Here is a 19257-nt window from a genome sequence, read left to right as displayed (position 1 = left end):
TTTCGCATGCCGCGCGCGACACCTCGACAGGATTGGCATTAAGATAATCGATTTTCCCGACTGGACTTAGATCGATGAGCTTGACCTCGGAAGGCCTGCTGGATCTGCACGACTTGTGCAACAACGCAACGGTAGCCATGTTCGTCATGGACCACCGTCAACAATGCGTATATATGAATCCGGCAGCGGTGGCATTGACAGGTTATACGCTTGCCGAGGTGCAAGGTGCGCCCCTGCATGATTTCGTCCACCATACGCGGCCCGACGGCAGTCCGTATCCGCTTGCCGAGTGCCCGATCGACCGGGCGGCGCCCGCCAACATGCAGGAACGCGGCGAGGAAGTCTTCGTCCACAAGAATGGCACGTTGTATCCCGTGACGTTTACGGCGAGCCCGATCCACCGGAACGGGCGGGTCGTCGGTACCGTCATCGAGGTACAGGATGCGCGCGTGGCGATTGCCCAGGAGCGGGAGAGGGAAGCGCTGCACCGCATCGGGCTGCTCATCTTGCAGGAACTCGACCATGAAAAGATCGTCCAGGCGGTGACGGATACGGCGACCGCGCTCACCGGCGCGCAATTCGGTGCGTTCTTCTACAACGTGCGCAACGAGGCAGGCGAGTCGTACACGCTGTACACGATTTCAGGCGTGCCGAGGGAGCATTTCGCCAGGTTCCCGCTGCCCCGCAACACCCACCTGTTCGGTTCCACGTTCCGCGGCGAAGGCACGATTCGCAGCGACGATATCCGCCTCGATCCACGCTACGGCAAGATGGCGCCATACCACGGCATGCCGGAAGGGCACCTTCCGGTCCGCTCCTACCTGGCCGTGCCGGTGAAGCTGGGCGATGGCGAGGTGATCGGCGGACTGTTCTTCGGCCACGCCGAGCCGGGCGTGTTCCGGGAAGAGCACGAAAGGCTCGTCGAGACGCTTGCGGCCCAGGCAGCGGTCGGCCTGAACAAGGCCTCGCTGTACCAGGAAGCGCTGTTTGCCAGGCGCCGGGCCGAGCAGGAAGCGGCGGAGAAGCACCGGCTCTACGAGGAAGCTGCGCGTGCGAACGAAGCCAAGGACCAGTTCCTGGCCACCGTGTCGCACGAATTGCGCACGCCGCTGACATCGATACTGGGCTGGGCGCACATGCTTACCTCCGGCAAGCTCGATGCCTCGATGACCCGGCGCGCCATCGAAACCATCGAGCGCAATGCGCGGGCCCAGGCGCAGATCGTCGAGGACTTGCTGGATATCTCGCGCATCGTCAGCGGCAAGCTGCGGCTGAACGTCCAGTTGTTTTCTCCACAGCCAGCCGTCGAGGCTGCCGTTGAAGCGGTGCGGCCCGCCGCGATGGCGAAGTCCATCAACATCCAGATGGTCGTCGATCCGCTGGCCGGCCCCATTTCGGGCGACCCGGAACGTCTCCAGCAGATCGTCTGGAACCTGGTATCGAACGCCATCAAGTTCACGCCCAGGGAAGGGCGCGTGCACGTGTCCCTGCAACGGCATCATTCCAGCATCCATATCGCGGTGGCCGACAACGGCGCCGGTATTCCGCCGGATTACCTGCCGCGCATCTTCGATACCTTCACCCAGGTCGATGCGTCGTCCAGCCGCAAGCATGGCGGTCTCGGCCTGGGACTCGCGATCGTGCGGAAACTGGTCGAACTGCACGGCGGCACCGTCAGCGCGCACAGCGACGGCCTGGGCCGGGGTGCTTCGTTCACGGTCGTGCTGCCGGTGGCCCCGCTGGCCAGCCTGCAGGCGCATATCGCCATGCCGCAGGTCGCCGGCCATGCCGAGCAGACCTACCGGGCCATGGACCCGGAGACGTTCAACCTGGCCGGAGCGCTCGTGCTGCTGGTCGAGGACGACAACGATGCCCGCAACATGCTGGCCGCCGTGCTTGCCAGCGCCCATGCTGTCGTCGAAACGGCCGGCAGCGCGGAAGCGGCCCTGTTGTTGTGGGAAGGGATGCGGCCCGACATGATCGTCAGCGATATCGGCATGCCGGGCATGGATGGTTACGCCTTCATCTCCGAAGTGCGCCGACGCGAGAAGGAACGGGGCCGGCCGGCCATCCCGGCGGTGGCGCTGACCGCCTATGCGCGCGTGCACGATCGCATGCGCGCCTTGACGAGCGGTTTCCAGATGCATGTGGCGAAGCCGGTCGAGCCCGCCGAACTGCTGGCGGTGCTCTCCACGTTGCGTGCCTGGCGCGAAGGATGACCGCGCCCGGGACCGGTACGACCGTGAACCGTGCAGGCCTCCGGGCCTCGCGTTCACGTATAATCCGCGGTTGCCTTCCTTTCCATACAAGATCTTTCAATACGGGAACCATCATGTCCGTCAGAGACCGCAACAATGTCACGGTGGCCGGTAGCGGCGCCGCGACCATGGTGTTCGCGCACGGGTTCGGCTGCGACCAGACCATGTGGCGCTTCATGGCCCCCGCGTTCGGCGAGCGTTTTCGCACGATTTCGTATGACCTCGTCGGCAGCGGCAAGTCCGACCTGTCCGCCTACGACCGCGCCAGGTACGGTACTCTCCACGGCCATGCCGACGACCTGTTGGAAATCATCGAGGAGTTCGGTACCGGCCCGGTCGTCTTCGTCGGCCATTCCGTCAGCACGATGATCGGCCTGCTGGCGACGATCAAGGCGCCGGAACGGTTCGTCGCGCAGGTGATGGTGGGGCCCTCGCCGTGCTACATCAACGACGGCGACTATGTCGGAGGCTTCAGCCGGGAAGACATCGACGAGCTGCTGGACACCATGGATGCGAACTACCTGGGCTGGTCGAGCAATATGGCGCCGGCCATCATGGGCGCGCCCACGCAGCCGGAACTGGCCGAGGAACTGACCAGCAGCTTCTGCCGCAACGATCCGGAGATCGCCAGGCACTTCGCGCGGGTCACTTTCCTCTCCGACCACCGGGCCGACGTGCCCTGCTCGAACGTGCCCGCGCTGATCCTGCAATGCAGCGACGACCTGGTGGCGCCGATGGAAGTGGGGCATTACCTGCACCGCCACCTGCCCGCCAGTACGCTGCACGTGATCGACAACGTCGGCCATTGCCCGCACATGAGCGCGCCGGCTGCAAGCTCGCGCGCCATCGAGGCGTTCCTCGCGCAGACCTTGCGCTGATCCCGTGGACCAGCAGCTCTCCGGGGCCGAGTCGCTGTTCGAACAGGCCGCCTGCGCGCTGATTGTCACCGGTGCGGATGGCTTCATCCTGCGCGCCAATGGCACCGCCCGCGCCTGGCTCGGCTACCGCGAAGATGAGCTGGCCGGCAAGGTGCGCATGCGCGACCTGCTGCCGGTCGGCGCCCGGCTGTTCTACCACACGCATTGCCAGCCGATCCTCGAGGTGCAGGGATCGGTGGCGGAAATCCAGGTCGGGCTCGTCAACCGCCACAAGGAACGCCTGCCCGTGCTCATCAATATCAGACGCGATCGCGAAGGCGCGGCGGTGGTCGACCACTGGGCCCTGTTCAAGATGGCGGACCGCCATGCCTACGAGCGCGAACTGCTCGCCGCCCGCAGGGCCGCCGAGGCGGCACTGGAAGCGCGCCGCGAGGCCGAGGCGCGCCTGCAGGCGGCGAACGAGCAGCTGTCGCTGGCGGACCGGCGCAAGGACGAGTTCCTGGCCACGCTGTCGCACGAGTTGCGCAACCCGCTGGCGCCGATGCGCAGCGCGCTCGACGTGCTCAAGTTCAGGCTCGGCCCGGCCGCGGACCCGCGCCTGCTGGAGGCATTCGACCGGCAGCTGCGACACCTGACGCGGCTGGTCGACGACCTGATGGAGGTATCGCGCATCACGCAGGGGCGCATGCAGCTGAGCCGCGCGCCGGTCGAACTCGCGGCGCTGGTGCACGGCGCGGCGCACGACCTGGCGCCGTTGATGCAGGCCGCGCGGCACACCCTGCACGTGTCGACCGCGGAGCCGCCCGTGCTCGTCGACGGCGACGCTACCCGCCTGGCGCAGGTGGTGCTCAACCTGCTGACCAACGCGGCGAAGTACACGCCCGAGGGAGGCGAAATCGAACTGCACCTGGCGTGCACGCCGGGCGAAGCGGAAATCCGCGTGCGCGACAATGGCATCGGCATCCAGGCGGAGGCCCTGCCCACCGTGTTCGACATGTTTTCCCAGCTGGAACCGGCACTGGAACGGTCGCGGGGCGGTCTCGGCATCGGCCTTGCGCTGGTGCGCGGGATCGTCGAGCTGCATGGCGGCACGGTGGCCGCCGCGAGCGAGGGGCCAGGCCGGGGCAGCGAATTCACGGTCCGGCTGCCGTTGGCGGCCAGCGCAGCCTGTCCCGCAAGCGAGACCGTCGAACCCGTGCCAGCGGTGTCGCGCGTCCTCGTGGTGGACGACAACGAGGATGCGGCGGACATGCTGACGATGGCACTGGAAATGTTCGGCTGCGTCACCCGTACCGTCCATACGGCTGCCGACGCACTGGCGGCGGTTCGCGAGTTCGCGCCGGACGTGGCGCTGCTCGACATCGGGTTGCCGGACATCAACGGCTACGAACTGGCCCGGCAGGTGCGTGCCATGCCGGGCGGGGCCGGGATCACCCTGGTTGCGGTGACCGGTTGGGGGCAGCAGAAGGACCGCGAACAGGCGGTGGCCGCCGGGTTCGATCATCACCTGACCAAGCCGCTCGATATCGGTGTGCTGCGCCAGCTGCTGCCGGCGCGGCCGTGATCGGGCGGCGCCGGCCCCGCTGCGGCGCGCACGGCGGCGGGCGGCGCCGCGCCCTGTCGTCACACTTTCGCTTCCAGCCCCGGCATGGCCGACCGCGTCAGGAACGCATTCGTGGTACCCGGCAGGTGGTCGAGCACCCACTTGGCCATCGCCACTTCCTGCGCCAGGATCTGCCGGCACACGTCGCGCGTCTGCGTATCGCCGGCCTGCTCGGCGGCGGCGATCAGGATCGTGTAGCTGGCGATTTCCATGTTCTCGAAGATATAGCTCTGCATCGAATTCTTCACCACCTCGTCCTCGACCGCCATGCCCATGGCCGCCTGGCCGAACGCCATCATCTTCATCGACAGGTCCTTCAAGACGGACGGGCTGCCGCCCAGCCGCGTGATGCAGGCTTCCAGTTGCGCCTTCTGCCACTCCGTTTCTTCCAGGTGCTGCAGCACGCGCGCCTTCAGCGTGCCGTAGTGTTCGAGCCGCTCGGCCTGCGCCTTGAGCATCGTTTCGGCCTGCTGTTCCATGGCATGCGCGTCGCGCAGCCAGTCGAGCAGGTGTTCGCGTGGTTCCTTGGTTGCCATGTCGTTCTCCCGTGGTTCATCGAAAGGGTTGGACTGCGGAGTCGAACTGCGGGCCGGCGCGCCGGCCAATGCGCATGATGGCCGCGCACGATCGGGGACGATATAGGAAAGGCGCGCGGGCGCCTGTAGGACGAATCAGGCTACGCGGTCGAGCAGGCGGATCACCTCCGCTTCCTCGATCTGAGGGAAGACTTCGTAGTGCCGGCTGACGGACACGAAGTTGAACGGCGTGGCCAGCACTTCGACCTCGTCGCATAGCGGCTCGATCAGCTGCACCGCCTCGCCCGATGCAACCGGCACGCAGGCGACGAGCCTGCGCGGGTGGCGGCTCCTGAGCACGCGCAGGGCCGCCGCCATCGTCGAGCCCGTGGCCAGGCCGTCGTCGACCACGAGCACCACGCGGTCGCGCACGTCGGCGGAGGGGCCGTAGGCGGCACGGCGGCGCTTCATCAGGGCCACCTGTTCGCGCGCCTGCGCCTCGACCCACGCCATGCCGGTGCGGGTGCGATGGAAGTAGGGTGCCAGCTCGACGGTGCCGTGTTCGTCGACGGCGCCGACGGCCAGTTCGGGGTCGATCGCGGAAGGAATTTTGCGTACCATAACAACGTCGAGCTCGCCTTCGAGGCGGTCGGCGATGATGCGGCCCATCGGCACGGCGCCACGGGGGATCGCCAGTACCAGGGGCTTGCTGCCGCGCCAGCGCAGCAGGTGCTCGCCCAGCCATTCAGCTGCCTGGGCGCGATCGCGGAAGGGGAGTTTGACCGCTTCGTCCATTGCACCACCTCCGGATGGGGTCTGTTCAGGACAGCATAGCGCGATTTGCGCGAGCCGCGCGCGAATTAGGTCCGGCTCCGACGTTCCCACGAGGCGTGTGCCTACAGCGCCCGTCGCGGTCCATGCCAGAATCGCTTGCGTAAGGGGGAAGACATGACGACTGCAATGCTCATTACACCGTTCCGTCCGGGCGACCGGGTACTGGTGGCCTGCGGCGACCATGGGTTGGCCGAGGCACTGGCCCGCACCTTCGGCAGCGCGGGGTTTTCCGTGCGAATCGCCTTCGACGGCGTGGCCGCGCTCGACAAGGCGCGCGCGTTTTTCCCGACCGCGGCCGTGCTGGGCCTGGACCTGCGTTATCTCGACGGCTTCCAGCTGGCCCGCGCACTGCGAACCATTCCCGGCTGCGCGCGCATGCGCGTGCTGGCCATGCTGCCGCCGTCGATCGGCCTGCTCGACCGGCACCGCTGTTTCGACTACGTGCTGCGCACGCCGCGCACGGCCACGGGCGCGCGGCCGATGTGGGTCGTCGATACCGACACGCTGGGTATCCGGCCGACCCTCGTTCCCTGAGCGCGTTGCGCCGCCTTATACACTGGCCGGATGCGGGTGCCTGCCCTCGCCGCCCAGCGCATCGGCAATGCGCTCCAGCAGTTCGTGTTCCTTGTAGGGTTTCGGCAGGATGGGGAAGGCCGGCTGCCTGGCATCCGGCAACTGTTCCATGTAACCGGTCGCCAGCAGGATCGGCAGGCCGGGGCGCCGCCGGCTCGCTTCCTCGGCCAGCTGCAAGCCTGTCATCCCGCCCGGCATGATCACGTCCGAGAACAGCAGGCCGATGTCCGCGTGCTCGTCCAGCACGCGCAGGGCTTCCTCGCCGCTGGCGGCGGGCACGATGCCGTAGCCGTGCGCCTCCAGCATCGCCTGCGCGAGCACCCGCACGTCCTCGTTGTCCTCCACCAGCAGGATCGTCGCCTTGCCGGTTCTGGGTTTGCCGCGGCGTTCCACGGGCGCCGCGTGGTTGGTGGCGGCCTGGTCGGCGACCGGGAAGATCATCCGCACCGTGGTGCCCACGCCGGGCGCGCTTTCGATATCGAGCCGCCCGTGCGACTGCTGCACGAAGCCGTGCACCATTGCCAGGCCCAGGCCGGTACCCGGCCCCTTCGTGGTGAAGAACGGCTCGGTCGCGCGGCGCAGCACGTCCGGCGTCATGCCCGCGCCGCGGTCGACCACGCAGATCACCACGTATTGCCCGGGCGGCAGGTGGTGCACGGCCAGCCTGCGCACGTCGGTCAAGACCGACGTGCCCACGGTGACTTCGCCGCTGCCGCCGAGCGCGTCGCGCGCATTGATCAGCACATTGAGCAGCGCCATTTCCAGGTGCGTGGGGTCGAGCACGCAGGCGGGCAGGCCGGGGCGCAGGTCCAGGTGCAACTGCACCTCCTGGCCCAGCGTGCGCACCAGCATCTCGGAAAACTCCAGCACCAGCGCGTTGAGGTTGATGCGGCGCGGCTCCAGCCGCTGCTTGCGGGCGAAGGTCAGCAGTTGCTGGGTGAGCGTGCCACCCTTCATGGCCGCGCGCTGGGCCCGGCTGATCGCTTGCAGTGCCTGCGGCTTGTTGTCCAGCAGGCGCTGGGCGAGTTCCAGGTTGCCGTTCACCACCTGCAGCAGGTTGTTGAAGTCGTGCGCCAGGCCGGCCGTCAGCTGGCCGATCGCTTCCATCTTCTGCGCCTGCAGGTAGGATTGCTCGTGGATGCGGCGCTGCGTGATATCCATCTGCGAAGAGAAGTAATACAGCAGCTTGCCATCCTTGTCGAAGATCGGGCCGATGAACAGGGCATTCCAGAACGCCGTGCCGTCGGCCTTGTAGTTCAGGATGTCGACGGCTACCGCGCGCTCCCCGGCGAGCGCCTCGCGCACTTCGGCCAGCGTGCGCGGGTCCGTATCCGGCCCCTGCAGGAAGCGGCAGTTGCGACCCACCACCCGCGCTTCCTCGTACAGGGTAAGGTCGAGGAAGGCGCCGTTGACGAAGACGATAGGGTTGTCCGGCTGGTTCGGATCGGTAATCGCCATCGGCATGCGCGTCATCTCGACGGCGGCGAAGAAGATGTTGCCGCGGTCGCCCAGGTCGGCGCTGTCGAGGTAGGTGGCTTGCCAGTGGCGAATGCCGGGATTGCCGAGCGGCGAGACGGCATTGCCCTCCAGTTCGCCGCTGGCCAGCACGCCCACGACGCCGTCGCCGCGGTCCTCGATGGGTACGCTGTCGTCGTCCTTCGGCCGGCCGATCGTCATGGTTGCTCCTCCCCGAGCGTTTTTCCGTTTGCCATGCGGTGATGCTAGGAGCGGCACCGCGGCCTTGCTGTTCGCGCGCGCACATATCGGGCACGCGCGAAGCCTGCCGTGCCGCGCCCGCTGCCGCTTTTGCCTACAATGGGCACACTGGAGGATGACACATGGACACCAACCAAGACGAGCGCCGCGCAGCCGGCTACGACGTGGCGGCCATCATGGGCGCGCTGTACGGCGACGGCTTCACGGCACTGAAGGGCGCGTTCACGCGCGAGTGGGTACAGCACCTGCGCGAGGACATCGACGCGCTGTTCGCCGAGGCGCAACAGCGCCCGGGCGGCGCACTGCCGCGCGGGCCGAATCGCTACTATGTCGAGATCCACCCCGAGCGGCTGCGCGGTTTCATCGACATCATCACGCACCCGTGGGTCGTGGCCGTCTGTACGGCCATCCTGGGGCCGGACTACAAGGTCGTGGAAGCGGGCTTCGACGTGCCCGGCCCGGGCGCGCAGACGCAGCCCTGGCACCGCGACTTCCCGGCCCCGGAAGCGACGCTGGTGGGCCGCCGGCTCAATTCGCTGGCCTTCAATATCACCACCGTCGATGTGACGGAAGACATGGGGCCGTTCGAGATCGCTCCCGGCACGCAGTGGGACGACCTGGCCGGCGGCCACCCGATGTTCCCGGCGCAGGAGCTGTGGCCGCGCTACCAGGCGCGCGCACAGCGCAAGCTGGCGCAGATGGGCGATATCTCGGCCCGCTCGGCGCTGACGATCCACCGCGGCACCGCCAACCGCTCCGACAAGTCGCGCCCGGTGTTCGTGCTGGGCGTGGATGCGCCGGACGGCACCAATGCCGACAAGCACGACCTGCAGGTCACGCATGCCTACTGGGACAGCCTGCCGGAGGAGGTGCGCCGCCACCTGACCTGCCGCGTGGTCGACCAGCTGGAATTCATCGTGCAGGAGCACGCGATCGAGGGCTTGCTGAAGGGCGTGGACGAACCGACGATGGGCGGCTAGGCGGGGCGGGTCAACCGCCGGAACGCAGCCGTTCCACCAGGGCGGGCAATTCTTCCATCGCGCCGAAGACGACGGCGGCACCCGCTTCGCGCAGTTGCCGCGCCTGGTCCGCCGGGCTGTGTGCGCCGCCCGCGAAGCCCAGCACCGTGGCACCCGCGGCCACCGCCGCATGCACGCCCGTGACGCTGTCTTCGATGACGATGCAGCACGCCGGCGCGACGCCCATGCCGGCGGCGGCCGCCAGGTAGACGGCCGGGTCGGGTTTCGGCCGGCCGGCGATATCGGCCGTGTAGAGGCCGCCATCGAACAGCGGGGCCAGGCCGGTACGGCCGAGCAGGCCCTGCACGCGGACATGGCGGCTGTTGCTGGCCACCGCCCTGGTGAGGGGAATGGCGGCCAGCGCCTCGCGCACGCCCGGCACCGGCTGTGCCTTGCGATCGCATTCGCCTTCCACCACGGAACGCATCACCGCCAGGTCCGGCACCGTCGGTTCGGGCAAGCCCAGCTCGGCGCACACGCCCAGCACCAGCGCTTCCAGCTTCAGGCCCAGCCGCGGACGGATGCGGGCGACCAGCGCCTCGCGATCCGCATGCAGCGGTGCCAGGTAATCGGTGAGTGCTTGCAGGGCCACGGCTTCGCTGTCGATCAGCACGCCGTCGCAATCGGAAATCAAGTGGGTGAAGGTATCGGTCATGCCCGGATCGCTTGTTGGAAGTTCGGGCGATCATGCCATATCGGCACCGGGCGGGCCGTTCGTCTCGAATGCGGTGCGGCCCTAGTGTGGCGAGTCAAAAATTCGTTGAATAAATCCGACGAGAATCGCCCCAATACTGCGTTGAAAATGCCCGGAAAGGCCCCGGCCTTACCGGGCATTTCCGCCTTGTTTTGAGACGATTTCGTCAAATTTATAATCAACGAATTTCTGACTCACCACACTAGGCGCGGATATCGATGATGGTGCCGAGCCGCTCGTCGGCCGCCTGGATCAACTTGGCAGAGAGGTCGAAGCCGGCCTTGTAGACGAGGGAGTTGGTGAGCGAACTGGCGAACGCTGCGGCCGGGTCGGTGCCGGACGGCGCGCCGCCCACATCGGCGGCAGCCGCCGCGTCGCGCGCCGCGATCGACAGCGTGACGCCGGTGCCGGCCGGGCGCGCCTCGTTGAAGCTGGCCGCCTGCGGCGCGAAGTGGCTCGTTGCCATGTTGGCGGTGTTGTGCGCCTCCACGCCCAGCGCCTTCATATTGGCTTGCAGTCCCGTCAAGCCGATGCCCAATGCTGAAATCGCCACGCGCCCATCCCCAAGAAGAAGGATAAGTTTAGAGGAGAACTGCGTGAAGGAAGGCGGGACAATCACTGCATTGCGCCTTTGCCGCGCGGCCGTGTGGCGAAAAGTGGACGACCGTGGCAGTCCCGGCAACGACTTGGTGGAATGGCATGGCGACTCCGCAACAACGTTTTGTGCTGGCCGCTACGATCCTCGGGTCCCCGTATGCAGTTCGCTGGCCGGCTCGGCGCCATCGCCCCGCCGCCAGGGCTGGACCCGGCGCAGCGCGCCCAGGTACATGACGCCGTCCGTCACGCGTTCGTCGCCGGATTCCGCGAGGGTGTGTGGTGGTCGGCCGGCCTCGCGCTGGCCGGCGCGGCGTGCGCCTGGTCGACAATTTGGCGTTCCGGAAAGCAACAGAAATGACTCCTTGAGGGCTAAAAAGTTGCTCAGCTTAATCTTTTTGGATTGCAATATGCGGGGTTTGCCGCGAGAATCAGGACATTGCCTAACGCCAATTGTTCCTGAGAGAATCCCGTGTTTGCCCTGTCCAGACTTTGCCGGTTCATCGTTGCCGCCGTGTTCGCGAGCGCCGCGTTGGCCCCGTCCGCACATGCGCAGCAGCTGCCGCTGCCGCTGGATGCGCGCCTGAACGAGCAGATCGTGATGGTGCCGGCCGGCCCGCGGATGAACGTCAAGCTCGAAACTACGCTGTACAAGCCGAGCGGTCCCGGACCGTTCCCGCTGTTGATCATCAATCACGGTAAGTCGCCGGGCGATCCGCGCGCCCAGCCGCGCGACCGCTTCGTCTACATGGCCACGCAGTTCGTGCGCCGCGGCTACGCCGTGATGGTGCCGATGCGCACCGGCTTCGCCCACTCGGGCGGCACGTATTCCGACTTCGGCTGCAATATGAAGGCGAACGGCTACCAGCAGGCCGGCGACATCGCCGACGTGGTGGCGTACGCCCGCGAGCAAGGCTATATCGACCCGAACCGCATCGTGATCGCCGGCCAGTCGTACGGCGGCCTGGCCAGCATCGCGCTGTCCACCCAGGATTTGCCGGGCGTGCGCGGCATCATGAACTTCGCGGGCGGCCTGAAGGTGCACGGCGGCAGCTGCGACTGGCAGCAGTCGCTCGTCAGCGCGTTCGCCGAGTTCGGCCGCAAGAACCGCATCGAAACGCTGTGGATGTACGGCGCCAACGACAGCTACTTCGGCCCGGCGCTGGTGAACCGCATGTATGACGCCTTCTCCGCCAACGGCGGCAAGGTGCAGCTGGTGTCCTACGGGCCGTTCAAGCACGACGCGCACACGATGCTGGGCAGCCGCGACGGCCAGCAGGTCTGGCTGCCGGAGGTGGAGCGTTTCCTGCGCCAGGTGGGCATGCCGACCGAGCAGGTCTACGCGGTGGCCGAACCGGTACCGCAGCCGCGCACCAACTATGCTGCCGTCGACGACGTGCGCGCCGTGCCCTTCCTGCCGGAGAAGGGCCGCCAGCAGTACAAGGCTTTCCTGGGCAAGCAGACGCCGCGCGCGTTCGCCGTGTCGGCGTCGGGCGCTTGGGGCTGGGCGGAGGAAGGCGAGATGCCGAACGAACGCGCGCTGGCCGCCTGCCAGGCCGCCAGCCGCGAGCCATGCAAGCTGTACTCGGTGGACGACTACGTGGTCTGGGGCGAGGTGACCGAGCAGCCGAAGGACACGATGACGGGCCAGACCGACTGATCTTCCGATGAGCCCATGTCATGGGCCAGGGCAGAGTGATGCCATGCATGGCATCACCGCTGCGGCGGCGCCCCGCCGCCAGCGGTGCGCGGAGCGTGAACGCCATGCTGCTACCATGGCAACATGTGTGGACGTTTCGATCAAAACGATATCGCGCGGCGCTACGTGGCCGCCTTCGGCTGGGCCGACGCCGTCTATGACAGCGCGGCCCGGCCAACCTTCAACGCGGCGCCGGGCACCTACCGCCCGGTGTTGCACCTCGTCGACGGCAAGCTGCATGTCGACGATCTCCACTGGGGCTACCGCGCCTCCTGGGCGGCCGAGAAGCTGCCCGTCTGCGTCAACGCGCGCGTCGAAAAGATCACGAACAATTACTGGGGCCGGCTGCTGAAGTCGGGGCGCGCCGTCGTGCCCGCCAACGGCTGGTACGAGTGGACGGGCGAAAAGGGTCATCGCCAGCCCTGGCACATCCACCGCAAGGACCGCGAGCCGCTGTTCATGCTGGCGCTGGCGAACTTCGGACCCCTCAGGGACAACAACCCGGCGCACAAGGCCGAATCGGGCTTCGTGCTGGTGACGGCCGATGCCGCGGGCGGCATGGTGGACGTGCACGACCGCCGCCCGGTGGTGCTGAACGCGGCCGACGCAGCGACCTGGCTCGACCCGGAACTGTCGCGCGAGCAGGCCGAGATGCTGGCGCGCCAGATGGCCCTGGGGCCGGAAGCGTTCGAATGGTACCGCGTGAGTACCGAGGTCAATTACGCCGGGCGCGATGGCGAGCACCTGGCGACCCCGCTCCCCGCCGAGGGGGAGGAGGAATGACGGGCAAGGCGAGACCGGGCTACGTCACCGTCAAGGGCGCGCGCGAACACAATCTGAAGAACGTGGACGTGGAGATCCCGCGCGACGCGCTGGTCGTGTTCACGGGCGTCTCCGGCTCCGGCAAGTCGTCGCTCGCCTTCGGCACGCTGTATGCCGAGGCGCAGCGCCGCTATCTCGAATCGGTGTCGCCGTATGCGCGGCGGCTGTTCCACCAGATGCCGGTGCCGCAGGTGGACGAGATCGACGGCCTGCCGCCCGCCGTCGCCCTGCAGCAGCAGCGCGGCACGCCCACCACCCGTTCCTCGGTGGGCAGCGTGACCACGCTGTCGAACTCGCTGCGCATGCTGTACTCGCGCGCCGGCGACTATCCGCCCGGCCAGGAACTGCTGTACGCCGAATCGTTCTCCCCCAACACGCCGGAAGGCGCCTGCCCGCAATGCCACGGCCTCGGTCGGGTGTACGACGCCACGGAAGCCTCGATGGTGCCGGACGATTCGCTGACGATCCGCGAGCGCGCCGTGGCGGCCTGGCCCACCGCCTGGCATGGCCAGAACCTGCGCGACATCCTCGTCACGCTGGGCTACGACGTCGACACGCCGTGGCGCGACCTGCCGAAGAAAATCCGCGACTGGATCCTGTTCACCGACGAGCAGCCCACCGTGCCCGTGTATGCGGGACTCACGCCCGAAGAGACGCGCCGCGCGCTCAAGCGCAAGGACACGCCCAGCTACCAGGGCACCTTCACGGGGGCTCGCAAGTACGTGCTGCAGACGTTCGCGAACACGGAAAGCGCGTCGATGAAGAAGCGCGTGGCGCGCTATATGGTCAGCACCGAGTGCCCGGCCTGCCGCGGCAGGCGGTTGCGCCCGGAGGCGCTGTCCGTCACCTTCGCCGGCCATGACATCACGGAGCTGGCGCGCCTGCCGTTGAAACGCCTGGCCCGGACCATGGCGCCGTATGCCGACGGGACGGCGAAAACGAGCGCGAAGCAGCGCGCCGAGCACCCGGAGAAACTGATCGTCACGCAACGCATCGCGCAGGACGTGATGGCCCGCCTGGAGGTGCTGCTGGACCTGGGCCTTGGCTACCTGCAGCTCGACCGCGGCACGCCCACGCTGTCCCCCGGCGAATTGCAGCGCCTGCGGCTGGCCACGCAGGTGCGCTCGAACCTGTTCGGCGTGGTCTATGTGCTGGACGAGCCGTCGGCCGGGCTGCACCCGGCCGACACGGTGGCGCTGCTGCGCGCGATGGACCGCCTGAAGGCGTCCGGCAATTCGCTGTTCGTGGTCGAGCACGCGCTGGACGTGATCCGCCATGCCGACTGGCTGGTGGACGTAGGGCCGGCCGCCGGCGAAGGGGGCGGGCAGGTGCTGTACAGCGGCGCGCCGGAGGGGCTGCGGAAGGTGAGCGGTTCGCAGACGCGCCGCTACCTGTTCCCCGAAGCGCCGCCGCCGGCCCGCGCGCCGCGCGCGCCCCAAGGCTGGCTGAAGCTGGCCGGCGTCACGCGCAACAACCTGCACCGGCTGTCGTGCGCATTCCCGCTCGGCGTGCTGACGACGGTGACGGGGGTTTCCGGCTCCGGCAAGTCGACCCTCGTCAGCCAGGTGCTGGTGGAGCTGGTGACGCGGGCGCTGGGCATCGTGCCCGCCGCCGAGGCGGAGGAGGGCGAGGAGTTGGACCAGCAGCAGGAGCCGGCAGTGCTGGAAGGGCGCATCACCACCGGGCTGGAACAGGTGCGCCGGCTGGTGCGCGTGGACCAGAAGCCGATCGGGCGCACGCCGCGCTCGAACCTGGCCACCTATACGGGCCTGTTCGACCATGTGCGCAAGCTGTTCGCCGACACGAAGATGGCCAAGGCGCGCCGCTATGACGCGGGGCGCTTCTCTTTCAACGTGGCCAAGGGGCGCTGCGACAATTGCGAGGGCGAAGGTTTCGTGATGGTGGAGCTGCTGTTCCTGCCCAGCGTGTATGCGCCGTGCCCGGTGTGCCAGGGCGCGCGTTACAACGCGAAGACGCTCGAGGTGACTTACCGCGATCGCAACGTGGCCGAGGTGCTGGGCATGACGGTGGACGCGGCCTGGGAATTCTTCGCCGACGAGCCGCCGCTGCGCCGCGCGCTCGACGTGCTGCGCGACGTGGGGCTGGGTTACCTGCGGCTGGGCCAACCGGCAACCGAACTGTCGGGCGGCGAGGCGCAGCGCATCAAGCTGGCCACCGAACTGCAGCGCGCCGCGCGCGGCAGCATGCTGTACATCCTCGACGAACCGACGACGGGGCTGCACCCGGCGGATGTTGAACGGCTGCTCGCCCAGTTGCAGAAGCTCGTCGACGCCGGCAATACGGTGATCGCCGTCGAGCACGACATGCGCGTGGTGGCGGCCAGCGACTGGGTGATCGACATCGGTCCCGGCGCCGGCGAGGAGGGCGGGCGCATCGTCGCCGCCGGGCCGCCGGCGGTGGTGGCCGAGGTTGCGGAGAGCCGGACCGGCCCTTACCTGCGGCGCATGATGGACGGCGGCGCTGGGCGTCAGAACCAGCCGTGAATCGCGCCATAGGCGATCGACGCCAGCGCGGCGCTTGACCACACCATGGGCTGCACGGCGGCGCGCAGGTGGTACGCGATGACGGCGCTGGGCCGGTGCAGGCGCACCAGGGCCACCACGGCCAGCAGGTTCTGCACCGCCACCACGAGGTTCAGCAGGATGGCGATGCCGAGGCACCAGGTCACTGTGACGGCGCGCCGCTGCGTGTCGCCCGCTGCCAGCTCGGTACCGGCCAGCACCAGCACGGCGCCATGCGCCACCGCCAGCACGAGGCCGTGAACGCTGGTGTTGACGTAACGTCGCTTGAAATGTTTCGCGCGAAACTGCGGCACGAGCGCGAAGGCATGCACCGCGACCGCCAGTATCACGCCGGCTCGCAGCAGTCCCGCATACTGGGTCAGCAGGGTAGCATTCATTGCGCAACTCCCCGTTGCCCCGGTCTTGTTCTGGACGTCTCGCTCGGCAGCGGCCGCGCCCGCCCGCACAGCGCGGGGACGCGGCCCACGGATGGGGCACATTGCCCTGAACATAGCGACGTTCGCGGCAAATTGGCGCACGATAGCCGCCGATCCCGTTGTCGAGACACGCACGTTTGATCTAGATCATACTTCTCAGGCCGCCGCAGACGTAGCCTTGTCATTCGCATCACTTCGCGTGATGTCGCCCGGAGACAATGCCGAGCAATCGGCATCAGACAAGCAGCATTTTTTGCATCGTTGACTAAAACTGCTGCAATTACTGCAATCACCGACAAGAGGCAACCATGTTTCCTTTTTCCCAAAGCATCACGCCTGCCGCGAAGAACCACGTGCAGGCACAGGTTTCGTTCTTTAATGATATGTCCCGTTCGCTGTTCCAGATGGCCCAGCAGTTTAACGAAGTTAACCTGCAGCTGGCACAGAAGTGGCTGGAAGATGCCGCGTCCACCAGCCAGGCAATCATCACGGCTGACAAACCCACCGAGGTGTTTTCAGTCACGGCCGCGCGCGCCCAGCCGGCTGCCGACCGGTTCCGCGCCTGGCAGCAGCAATTGTCGAAGATCGCCGCCGATAGCCAGACGCGGCTGGTGCGCGTAGCCAGCGAACACGCCGATGAAACGGCGCGCGCCGCCCGCGAGTTCACCGACGAAGTCACGCGCGTGACCTCCGAGGAAACCGAGCGCACGCTGCGGCAGCAGCACGACACGATGCGCCAGCTGGCCAATCCGCTGGACAGCATGGTCGACAGCGCCACCCGCCAGGCACGGGCCGCGATGGGCAATGGCCACGACCTTGCCAGCCAGGCGACCCAGGCCGCGCAGGCGGCTGCCCGTGCCGCAACGGGCCAGCAGCAGCGCAAGGAAGGGCAGCCGTCCTGATGCGACGACCGGCCCGGCGCGGCGCCATGCCGGTCGGGCCGCGCGCCGGGTGCGATGCCCCGGCATTGCCTTCGCGGCACGCTCGTGCCGCATCCTCCGCCTGATCGACGTACCCCTGCCGCATCCTCGGCCTGATCGACGCACCCCTGCCGCCCCACCCCTGCCGAACGATCCATGCGCCGCGTTCGGCGGCCGGCCGCTACACTCGCCGTTCGACGGATGAGCAAGGAGCGCATGATGGGGGATTGGATCGATCTGTTGCAGTGGCCGGCCATGGCGGCGTCGCTGCTGGCGGCATGGCTGGTGGCATCGCAGCGTCCCGGCCGGCGCCTTTCCGGTTTCGTGGTTTTCCTGGTCAGCAATGCGATGTGGATCGCCTGGGGCTTCCATGACGACGCATGGGCCTTGATCGTATTAAACTGCTGCCTGGCCGCGACCAATGTCCGTGGCATCATCAAGAACCGGAACGCCCAGGAAAATCCATGACCACTCCGCTGCACATCGTTTGCCCCCATTGCGACGCCGTCAACCGTGTTCCTTCCGAGCGGCTGGGCGAGGGGCCCACGTGCGGCAAATGCCAGTTCGAGCTGTTCACCGGCAAGCCGGTGGACTTGTCGAGCGCGCGCTTCCTGAAACATGTCGAGCGCAGCGACATTCCCGTGCTGGTGGATTTCTGGGCGCCGTGGTGCGGCCCGTGCCGAACGATGGCGCCGTTCTACGCGCAAGCCACGCAGCGGCTGGAACCGCGCATCCGCGTGGTGAAAGTGGATACGGAAGCGAACCAGGACATCGGTGCACGCCACGCCATCCGCAGTATTCCCACGCTGGCCCTGTTCCGCGGCGGGCGCGAAGTGGCGCGCCAGGCGGGCGCGATGGATGCCAACAATATCCTCGCCTGGGTGCAGGGGCACCTGTCTCGACAATAAATAAATTGAAACGTTTACTTATTGTCGCGTTCGCCGTATAGTCGGCGCATGAACCATCTCCTCCTGCTTACGGCGGCATGCCTGCTGGCGTTGCTGTCCACCGTCGGGGCGTCGCTGCCGTACCCGATCCTGCCGCCGCTGTTCGCATCCGGCGTGGCCAATGGCCTCAACGTGTTCATGGGCTTGCCGCCGAAGCTGTTGTTCGGTATCGCGCTGACCGTCAACCCGCTGGGCCTGCTGATCGGCGCCACCTTGCTGGGGCCGCTCTCCGACCGCTACGGCCGCCGCCCGATGCTGCTGGCCACCGCGTTTGGCGCCGCCGCCGGCCACGCGCTGACGGCGTTCGCGCTGGTGCTGGAATCCTATCCGCTGTTCGTGCTGGCCCGCTTCGCCACCGGCCTCCTGGAGGGGAATGGCTCGATCTGCCGGGCGCTGATCGCCGAAAAGTTCACCGGGGCCGAGCGGGCGCGCGGGCTCTCGCTCGTCAATGGCGCTTTCCACCTGGGCTGGCTGGTAGGACCCTTGCTGGCCGGCCTTACGCTGGGCTTCGGCATCGTGGTGCCGTTCGCCGCCGCCATCGGCGCGCTGGTGCTGGCGGGCGTGCTGGCGGCACTGGCCTTGCCGCGCGAGCCGGCATCGGCGGAAACCACGTCCGTCTGGCACGTGGCGCGGCACCGCCATGCGCTCAACCTGCTGCGCCATGCCGAGCCGCGCACGCTGTTCTTCATCCAGCTTGCCGGCTTTTGCGGCGTGGCCGCGTTCTACGAGTTCTATCCGTTGTGGCTGGTGGAGGTAGGGCAGTATGATGCCGCCCGCATCGCCCTGATCAACATGGCGATGTGCGGCATCATGACGGCCGCCTCGGTCGTGGCGGGCCGCTATGCCGGTGGCGACTCGCTGCGCCGCGCCGGCTGGTTCGCCTGGGGCATCGCGCTGGCGGTCGGCTGCGTGGCGGTCGGCAACCTGTGGATGGGCCTGGCCGCCATCACGCTGTTCGGCATCCCGAATGCCTTCTTCAACGCCACCGTGCAGCCATGGGCGGCCGAGCGCTTCGCCGCCCATGGCCAGGGCGCGGTGATGGGCTTGATGTCGACCACCTTCTGCCTGGCCACGATCGTGATGGCGCTCGTCGGGTCGGTACTGGTGCTGATCGACACGCGGCTGGTGCTGGCGGTGGGCGCCGCGTCGAGCATCTGGGCCGGCTGGCGGCTGCATGGCTGGCGCCGCGAACTGGCGCCGGCGCTGGGAATACATTGAAAGGGTTT

18 protein-coding genes are annotated in these 19257 nt (G+C 67.6%); 12 read left to right on the top strand and 6 right to left on the bottom strand.

Features of this window, described 5'->3' with window-relative positions; genetic code table 11:
* Positions 1-74 precede the first annotated feature (74 nt).
* From V6Z91_RS27730 to V6Z91_RS27720, 3 genes are all read left to right on the top strand, one after another.
* Positions 75-2219: an ATP-binding protein gene (locus V6Z91_RS27730; protein WP_338763952.1), complete on the top strand. Its 2145-nt coding sequence runs from the start codon at positions 75-77 to the stop codon at positions 2217-2219.
* Positions 2220-2332: 113 nt separating this feature from the next.
* Positions 2333-3136 (top strand): alpha/beta hydrolase, encoded by an 804-nt coding sequence (locus tag V6Z91_RS27725; protein WP_338763950.1) that lies wholly within the window; start codon positions 2333-2335, stop codon positions 3134-3136.
* A 4-nt stretch (positions 3137-3140) separates the two neighbouring features.
* Positions 3141-4700: an ATP-binding protein gene (locus tag V6Z91_RS27720; protein WP_338763947.1), complete on the top strand. Its 1560-nt coding sequence runs from the start codon at positions 3141-3143 to the stop codon at positions 4698-4700.
* Between the two features lie 59 nt (positions 4701-4759).
* Here the strand turns inward: V6Z91_RS27720 and V6Z91_RS27715 are convergent, their stop codons facing one another.
* Together V6Z91_RS27715 and V6Z91_RS27710 are read right to left on the bottom strand one after the other, a co-directional pair.
* Positions 4760-5275, bottom strand: a complete 516-nt coding sequence (locus tag V6Z91_RS27715; protein ID WP_338763944.1) for a ferritin-like domain-containing protein — start codon at positions 5273-5275, stop codon at positions 4760-4762.
* Between the two features lie 135 nt (positions 5276-5410).
* The gene (locus tag V6Z91_RS27710; RefSeq protein WP_338763942.1) at positions 5411-6049 is read right to left on the bottom strand and encodes a phosphoribosyltransferase family protein; all 639 of its coding nucleotides are present in this window, start codon (positions 6047-6049) and stop codon (positions 5411-5413) included.
* A 153-nt stretch (positions 6050-6202) separates the two neighbouring features.
* On the opposite strand from V6Z91_RS27710, the gene V6Z91_RS27705 reads away from it, so the two are divergent.
* The gene (locus tag V6Z91_RS27705) at positions 6203-6622 is read left to right on the top strand and encodes a hypothetical protein (protein ID WP_338763939.1); all 420 of its coding nucleotides are present in this window, start codon (positions 6203-6205) and stop codon (positions 6620-6622) included.
* 15 nt (positions 6623-6637) lie between these two features.
* On the opposite strand, the gene V6Z91_RS27700 is transcribed toward V6Z91_RS27705, so the two are convergent.
* Positions 6638-8338, bottom strand: a complete 1701-nt coding sequence (locus tag V6Z91_RS27700) for a histidine kinase famiy protein (RefSeq protein ID WP_338763936.1) — start codon at positions 8336-8338, stop codon at positions 6638-6640.
* Between the two features lie 161 nt (positions 8339-8499).
* Between V6Z91_RS27700 and V6Z91_RS27695 the strand changes: the two genes are divergently transcribed.
* Positions 8500-9357 (top strand): phytanoyl-CoA dioxygenase family protein, encoded by an 858-nt coding sequence (locus tag V6Z91_RS27695; RefSeq protein WP_338763934.1) that lies wholly within the window; start codon positions 8500-8502, stop codon positions 9355-9357.
* A 10-nt stretch (positions 9358-9367) separates the two neighbouring features.
* On the opposite strand, the gene V6Z91_RS27690 is transcribed toward V6Z91_RS27695, so the two are convergent.
* Both V6Z91_RS27690 and V6Z91_RS27685 read right to left on the bottom strand, forming a co-directional pair.
* Entirely contained in the window at positions 9368-10051 is a 684-nt protein-coding gene (locus V6Z91_RS27690; protein ID WP_338763931.1) for an HAD-IA family hydrolase, read from the bottom strand.
* Positions 10052-10292: 241 nt separating this feature from the next.
* On the bottom strand, positions 10293-10643 hold the full coding sequence (locus V6Z91_RS27685; RefSeq protein WP_338763928.1) for a hypothetical protein: 351 nt from the start codon (positions 10641-10643) through the stop codon (positions 10293-10295).
* Between the two features lie 513 nt (positions 10644-11156).
* Here V6Z91_RS27685 and V6Z91_RS27680 point away from each other — a divergent pair.
* The 3 genes from V6Z91_RS27680 to V6Z91_RS27670 all read left to right on the top strand — a co-directional run bounded on the left by V6Z91_RS27680 (position 11157) and on the right by V6Z91_RS27670 (position 15709).
* Positions 11157-12344 carry a CocE/NonD family hydrolase gene (locus V6Z91_RS27680; RefSeq protein ID WP_338763925.1) on the top strand — a complete coding sequence of 396 codons (1188 nt, stop codon included), beginning with the start codon at positions 11157-11159 and terminating at the stop codon, positions 12342-12344.
* Between the two features lie 123 nt (positions 12345-12467).
* Positions 12468-13166 (top strand): SOS response-associated peptidase, encoded by a 699-nt coding sequence (locus tag V6Z91_RS27675; RefSeq protein ID WP_338763923.1) that lies wholly within the window; start codon positions 12468-12470, stop codon positions 13164-13166.
* Positions 13163-15709 (top strand): excinuclease ABC subunit UvrA, encoded by a 2547-nt coding sequence (locus V6Z91_RS27670; protein WP_338763920.1) that lies wholly within the window; start codon positions 13163-13165, stop codon positions 15707-15709. The genes V6Z91_RS27675 and V6Z91_RS27670 overlap by 4 nt, the downstream gene beginning before the upstream one ends.
* On the opposite strand, the gene V6Z91_RS27665 is transcribed toward V6Z91_RS27670, so the two are convergent.
* Positions 15694-16125 (bottom strand): hypothetical protein, encoded by a 432-nt coding sequence (locus V6Z91_RS27665; protein ID WP_338763917.1) that lies wholly within the window; start codon positions 16123-16125, stop codon positions 15694-15696. The genes V6Z91_RS27670 and V6Z91_RS27665 overlap by 16 nt on opposite strands.
* 347 nt (positions 16126-16472) lie before the next feature.
* Between V6Z91_RS27665 and V6Z91_RS27660 the strand changes: the two genes are divergently transcribed.
* The 4 genes from V6Z91_RS27660 (at position 16473) to V6Z91_RS27645 (ending at position 19249) form a co-directional block, all read left to right on the top strand.
* A complete protein-coding gene (locus V6Z91_RS27660; protein ID WP_338763914.1) occupies positions 16473-17066 on the top strand; it encodes a phasin family protein in 594 nt (197 codons plus the stop codon).
* Positions 17067-17285: 219 nt separating this feature from the next.
* Positions 17286-17552, top strand: a complete 267-nt coding sequence (locus V6Z91_RS27655) for a hypothetical protein (RefSeq protein ID WP_338763911.1) — start codon at positions 17286-17288, stop codon at positions 17550-17552.
* On the top strand, positions 17549-17992 hold the full coding sequence (trxC, locus tag V6Z91_RS27650) for a thioredoxin TrxC (RefSeq protein ID WP_338763909.1): 444 nt from the start codon (positions 17549-17551) through the stop codon (positions 17990-17992). Before V6Z91_RS27655 ends, trxC begins: the two co-directional genes overlap by 4 nt.
* A 48-nt stretch (positions 17993-18040) precedes the next feature.
* Positions 18041-19249, top strand: coding sequence for an MFS transporter (locus V6Z91_RS27645; protein WP_338763907.1), 1209 nt, complete (start codon positions 18041-18043; stop codon positions 19247-19249).
* Positions 19250-19257 lie beyond the last annotated feature (8 nt).

Origin of the sequence: Massilia sp. METH4, assembly GCF_037094685.1 — a bacterium.
Lineage (GTDB): Bacteria > Pseudomonadota > Gammaproteobacteria > Burkholderiales > Burkholderiaceae_D > Rugamonas.
This window is presented reverse-complemented; position numbering and strand designations above follow the sequence as displayed.

Bases quoted from the DNA above. Each gene is read 5' to 3' on its own strand.
- V6Z91_RS27730 (WP_338763952.1), top strand. From the start codon at position 75: ATGAGCTTGACCTCGGAAGGCCTGCTGGATCTGCACGACTTGTGCAAC.
- V6Z91_RS27725 (WP_338763950.1), top strand. From the start codon at position 2,333: ATGTCCGTCAGAGACCGCAACAATGTCACGGTGGCCGGTAGCGGCGCC.
- V6Z91_RS27715 (WP_338763944.1), bottom strand. From the start codon at position 5,275: ATGGCAACCAAGGAACCACGCGAACACCTGCTCGACTGGCTGCGCGAC.
- V6Z91_RS27710 (WP_338763942.1), bottom strand. From the start codon at position 6,049: ATGGACGAAGCGGTCAAACTCCCCTTCCGCGATCGCGCCCAGGCAGCT.
- V6Z91_RS27705 (WP_338763939.1), top strand. From the start codon at position 6,203: ATGACGACTGCAATGCTCATTACACCGTTCCGTCCGGGCGACCGGGTA.
- V6Z91_RS27700 (WP_338763936.1), bottom strand. From the start codon at position 8,338: ATGACGATCGGCCGGCCGAAGGACGACGACAGCGTACCCATCGAGGAC.
- V6Z91_RS27695 (WP_338763934.1), top strand. From the start codon at position 8,500: ATGGACACCAACCAAGACGAGCGCCGCGCAGCCGGCTACGACGTGGCG.
- V6Z91_RS27690 (WP_338763931.1), bottom strand. From the start codon at position 10,051: ATGACCGATACCTTCACCCACTTGATTTCCGATTGCGACGGCGTGCTG.
- V6Z91_RS27675 (WP_338763923.1), top strand. From the start codon at position 12,468: ATGTGTGGACGTTTCGATCAAAACGATATCGCGCGGCGCTACGTGGCC.
- V6Z91_RS27670 (WP_338763920.1), top strand. From the start codon at position 13,163: ATGACGGGCAAGGCGAGACCGGGCTACGTCACCGTCAAGGGCGCGCGC.
- V6Z91_RS27665 (WP_338763917.1), bottom strand. From the start codon at position 16,125: ATGAATGCTACCCTGCTGACCCAGTATGCGGGACTGCTGCGAGCCGGC.
- V6Z91_RS27660 (WP_338763914.1), top strand. From the start codon at position 16,473: ATGTTTCCTTTTTCCCAAAGCATCACGCCTGCCGCGAAGAACCACGTG.
- V6Z91_RS27655 (WP_338763911.1), top strand. From the start codon at position 17,286: ATGAGCAAGGAGCGCATGATGGGGGATTGGATCGATCTGTTGCAGTGG.
- trxC (WP_338763909.1), top strand. From the start codon at position 17,549: ATGACCACTCCGCTGCACATCGTTTGCCCCCATTGCGACGCCGTCAAC.
- V6Z91_RS27645 (WP_338763907.1), top strand. From the start codon at position 18,041: ATGAACCATCTCCTCCTGCTTACGGCGGCATGCCTGCTGGCGTTGCTG.